This is a genomic window from Rathayibacter tanaceti, from assembly GCF_001634385.1.
GTDB classification, from domain to species: Bacteria; Actinomycetota; Actinomycetes; order Actinomycetales; family Microbacteriaceae; genus Rathayibacter; species Rathayibacter tanaceti.
Genome location: NZ_LIIN01000175.1, coordinates 1 through 4,093 on the forward strand (window position 1 = coordinate 1; position 4,093 = coordinate 4,093).

Genomic DNA, 4,093 nt, shown 5'->3' on the forward strand with positions numbered 1-4,093 from the left:
GGGCGTCGCCACCGGCGGCGCGGGCGGAGCCGCCACGGGAGCATCGCGCAGCGATTCGGTCCAACCGGAGCCGTCCCACCAGCGCTGGCGGGGCGAGCCCGCGGGGTCCGGGTACCAGCCGGCGCGGGGCCCGGAGGCATCGCCGCTGCTCGCGCCCTGGTCCGAACCGGTTCCGTTGTCGTCCGTCATCGCGTCCTCCGCTCGCCTCCGGGCGTTCTGCCCGTCTTCAGGACCCACCGTAGTGCTGCCACCCGAGGCTCCACCTGGAGGCCAGCTGACCGCGCGCTGTCCGCGCGCTGTCCGGTGCCGCCGGTCCGCGACAACGGCGTCCAGGCCGCATCGGGGAGGATGGAGGCATGGCCCACCTCCTCCGCGCCCGCGCCGCCCTCTTCGACATGGACGGGACGCTCGTCGACTCGACGGCCGTCGTGGAGAGGATCTGGAGCGCGTTCGCCGAGCGCTTCGGTCTCGACCGCGCCACGGTTCTCGCGGCCGTCCACGGCGTGCGGGCCGCCGACAGCGTCCGACGCTTCGCCCCTGAGGGGTCCGACGTCGAGGTCATCGTCGCCGAGCTCGACGCCTTCGAGCTCGAGCACACCGAGAGCACGGTCGAGATCCCCGGTGCCGCAGCGTTCCTCGCCTCGCTCCCGGGTGAGCGGGTCGCGCTGGTCACCTCTGCGAGCCCCGGCCTGGCCGCCGGACGTCTCCGGGCGGCGGGGGTCCCCTCGCCCGGCACGATCGTCACCGCGCACGACGTCGCGAACGGCAAGCCAGCCCCCGACGGCTACCTGGCCGCCGCGGCGCGGCTCGGCGTCGCTCCGGACGACGCGCTGGTCTTCGAGGACGCGGAGGCGGGGATCCGCTCGGGACTCGACGCCGGAATGCGCGTCGTGGTGGTCGGGAGCCACGAGAGCGCGAGCACACGCGGACTCCCACGGATCCGGGACTACTCCGGCGCCCGGGCCGAGGTCGACGGCGACGAGCTGGTGCTCACGCTCGGCTGAACAGGCATCAGTAGCGGATCGCGTCGATCACCTTCACGCGGACCGCCACGATCGCCGGCACGAGGCCCGCAAGAGCGCCGACCAGCGTCGCCGCCCCGAGCCCGAGCAGCGCCGCGTCCACCGGGAATGCCGGGATGTCTGCGATCCCGTTCTCCTTCACGAAGGCGACCGTCCACGGGTTGGTGATCAGGACGACGGCGATCGTGACTCCGATCACGCCGGCGACCACGGTCGCCACCACGCTCTCCATCATGATCGAGAAGAAGATCCGGCCCGAGGAGGCGCCGAAGCTGCGCCGGATCCCGATCTCGCGGATCCGCTGGCGCACGGTGACCAGGGCGATGTTCAGCAGCCCGAGCGCGCCCAGCGCGAGCACCAGGCCCGCCACGCCGCCGATCACCGCGGTCAGCACGCCGAAGGGGTCGGAGTCGTACACGAGGTAGTCCCGCCGGTCCACCGACACGGTGACGCCCTCGCCGAGCGCCCCCGCGATGTCGCGCTGCACAGCCGCTGCGAGCGGCTCGGCGAGCTCGAGCGGCACCCACATCTCGTAGCCGGGAGTCGACGAACCACCGTTCGCCGGGTCGGCGTTCTCGGCGACCGCCGGAGAGGCGTCGACGAGCATCATCATCGAGGGTGTCGTCTCCCACTGCGTCGACGGAGTGACGCCGACCACGACTCCGGTCGTGTTCCGCTCGGAGCCGAGCAGGCTCACGACCGGGTGGGTGCGCAGATCCGGGCTGCCGAGCCGCTCCCAGAAGCGCTCGTTCACGACGAGTGCGGGAGCCAGGCGCTGTGCGTCCCCGTCGGTGAACCAGCCGCCGTGCACGATCGTCAGGCGGTGCATCACGGCGTACGGCTGGTCGACCGCCTGCACCGGCACCTCGACGGCGCCATCGGCGAACTGCACGCGGGCGCTGCCGGAGGTGGACCGGCTCGCGTAGTCGATGGAGTAGCGCTCGAGCACGCCCTGCCAGGCCGTCTGCAGCGCGTCGAGGTCGACCCCGGTGCCGGTGCCGGTGCCGGACGAGTAGACGGAGACGTGGAGGCTGGCCGGACGACCGCTGGAGCGCTCGGCCTGCTCGATGTTGGCCTGGCGAGCGATGCCGCCGGCAGCGACCACCGCGGTCAGCGCGGCCACCGCCACCGCCACTCCGATCAGAGAGAGCAGCACCCGGCCGCGGTGGATCCGCAGCTCGGTCCACGCCTCGACGATCGCGCCGGCGATCCCGACGATGCCGCGCATCAGCGGGCCTCCGCCGTCACGCCGAGGCGGCCGTGGTCGAGCCGGTAGTGGCGCTCCGCCCTCGCGGCGATCGCGGGATCGTGCGTGATGGTGACCAGGGCCGAGCCGGACTCGCGCGCGATCTCGTCGAGCAGGCCCATCACGCTCTCGCCCGTGTCGGTGTCGAGAGCGCCCGTGGGCTCGTCGGCGAGGATCAGGCGGGGGCGGCGCACGAGAGCGCGGGCGATCGCGATGCGCTGCTGCTCGCCTCCGGACATGCGCCCGGGCATCGAGTCGACCCGGTGCCCCAGGCCCACCCGCTCGAGCATCTCGGCGGCAAGGGCCGAGCGGCGCCAGAACTCGGAGCCGGTCGCGTAGAGCAGCGGAGTCATCACGTTCTCGCGGGCGGTGCGGCCCTCGAGCAGGTTGAACTGCTGGAAGATGAAGCCGATGCTCCCGCCGCGGATCCTCGCCCTGGCCCGCGAGGAGAGGGTCTCGGTCGGGCTGTCCTCGAGCAGCATCCGTCCCTCGGTGGGCTCGTCGATGAGTCCGAGGATGTTGAGCAGAGTCGACTTGCCGGAGCCGCTGCGGCCGACGACAGACACGTGGTCGCCCTCGCCGACCTCCAGATCGACGCCGTCGAGGATCGTCAGCGGCGGCGCGTCGGGCAGGGGCACGACCTTCCGGATGCCCTCGAGGCGGAGGATCGTCACGAGCAGACGACCGAGCCGTCCGGCTGCGCGACGCAGTTCGCGCCGAACTGCACGCCGTCCTCCTCCGCACCCGCGCCGGGCACGAACTGCAGGAGTTCGGTGCCCTCGTCGATGCCGCCGGTGATCTCGACGGAGGTGCCGTCGGTGAGCCCGAGGGTGACGGGCACCTCCTCGGTACCGCCGTCGGCGGTGCGGCGGAAGACGACTCCCGACTGGGCCGTGCCCTCGACCGCGGTCGTCGGCACGACCAGGACGCCGTCGGCCCGACCGCCGGCCAGCGTCACCGACGCGGCAAGCCCCGGGAACACCGTGATCTCGGCGGGCACCTGGCAGGTGAAGCTGGTGCCGGAGCCGGAGGACGGGCCGGCGCCCGGCGCCGCCTCCGGGTCGCTGGGAGCGGCCGCGCTCTGGCCCGCGCCCGCGAGCGGAGTGGTGATGGTCAGGTCTGTGCAGGTGAAGCCGGCCGGGCCGCCGGTGATCGCGACCTGCGCCTCCGTCGGCCGGTTCTGGATGCGATAGAGCTGCTGCGCGTCGATCGAGCCGGTGACGGCATAGCTCGGAGGCGCGACCTGGCCGGTCACCTCCCCCACTGTGACCGCCTGATCGTGGATGACGCCGAGAGCGCTGAGCGTGCCGCCGGTCGCGGCGTAGACGCGCTCGAAGCGCACGGCGGGCGGGGGCTGGCTGACGCTCACGGCGCCGTCCGCGCCCGTGGTCTGCACCGGGTCCTGCGGAGTCTCGACACGGATGTCGTAGATCAGGTCGCCCGAGGCGACGGCCGCGCCCTGCTGCACGTACACGTCGTCGACGGTCCCTGCGGCCGTGGCCTTGAGGGGCACGGCGGGGTCGGCGGCGACGGTTCCCTGCAGAGTGAGGTCGTTCGTGACGGTGCCCCAGCCGACCGTCACGAGAGGCTCGGTGATCTCGCCCGTCGCTGCGTCGGATCGCCCTCGGCCGCCCGATCGGGGAAGAAGGCGATCTTCAGCAGGGCGACGCTCGCCGCCCCGATGATCACCATCCACACGATCGGGAACACCCACCGTCGAACAGCACCCACATCGTCCCCCGACTCCATGCTCTCGGCGCGCGCCGTGATGCGCCGAAGGGCAGCCTAGCCTTCACCGGGGGCGCGGCCGGGCCGGCCGGCGCGG

6 protein-coding genes are annotated in these 4,093 nt (G+C 73.0%); 1 reads left to right on the top strand and 5 read right to left on the bottom strand.

All coding sequences use genetic code 11. The features are described 5' to 3' along the window. The coding region (locus tag ACH61_RS14195) for a DUF2510 domain-containing protein (RefSeq protein ID WP_153038908.1) at nt 1-189 on the bottom strand (189 nt) is incomplete at its 3' end. Nucleotides 190-356: 167 nt separating this feature from the next. On the opposite strand from ACH61_RS14195, the gene ACH61_RS14200 reads away from it, so the two are divergent. Next, entirely contained in the window at nt 357-1,004 is a 648-nt protein-coding gene (locus tag ACH61_RS14200) for an HAD-IA family hydrolase (protein WP_068213248.1), read from the top strand. A 7-nt stretch (nt 1,005-1,011) separates the two neighbouring features. Here ACH61_RS14200 and ACH61_RS14205 read toward each other — a convergent pair whose 3' ends face one another. The 4 genes from ACH61_RS14205 to ACH61_RS18895 are packed head-to-tail and all read right to left on the bottom strand — an operon-like array spanning nt 1,012 to nt 3,978. Beyond that, nucleotides 1,012-2,250 (bottom strand): ABC transporter permease, encoded by a 1,239-nt coding sequence (locus ACH61_RS14205; protein WP_082845297.1) that lies wholly within the window; start codon nt 2,248-2,250, stop codon nt 1,012-1,014. Next, nucleotides 2,250-2,942 (bottom strand): ABC transporter ATP-binding protein, encoded by a 693-nt coding sequence (locus ACH61_RS14210; protein WP_068213251.1) that lies wholly within the window; start codon nt 2,940-2,942, stop codon nt 2,250-2,252. The genes ACH61_RS14205 and ACH61_RS14210 overlap by 1 nt, the downstream gene beginning before the upstream one ends. Further along, entirely contained in the window at nt 2,939-3,850 is a 912-nt protein-coding gene (locus ACH61_RS17565; RefSeq protein WP_068213254.1) for an efflux RND transporter periplasmic adaptor subunit, read from the bottom strand. Before ACH61_RS17565 ends, ACH61_RS14210 begins: the two co-directional genes overlap by 4 nt. After that, nucleotides 3,847-3,978 (bottom strand): hypothetical protein, encoded by a 132-nt coding sequence (locus ACH61_RS18895; protein ID WP_269085089.1) that lies wholly within the window; start codon nt 3,976-3,978, stop codon nt 3,847-3,849. The genes ACH61_RS17565 and ACH61_RS18895 overlap by 4 nt, the downstream gene beginning before the upstream one ends. Between the last annotated feature and the right edge of the window lie 115 nt (nt 3,979-4,093).

Bases quoted from the DNA above. Each gene is read 5' to 3' on its own strand.
- ACH61_RS14205 (WP_082845297.1), bottom strand. From the start codon at position 2,250: ATGCGCGGCATCGTCGGGATCGCCGGCGCGATCGTCGAGGCGTGGACC.
- ACH61_RS14200 (WP_068213248.1), top strand. From the start codon at position 357: ATGGCCCACCTCCTCCGCGCCCGCGCCGCCCTCTTCGACATGGACGGG.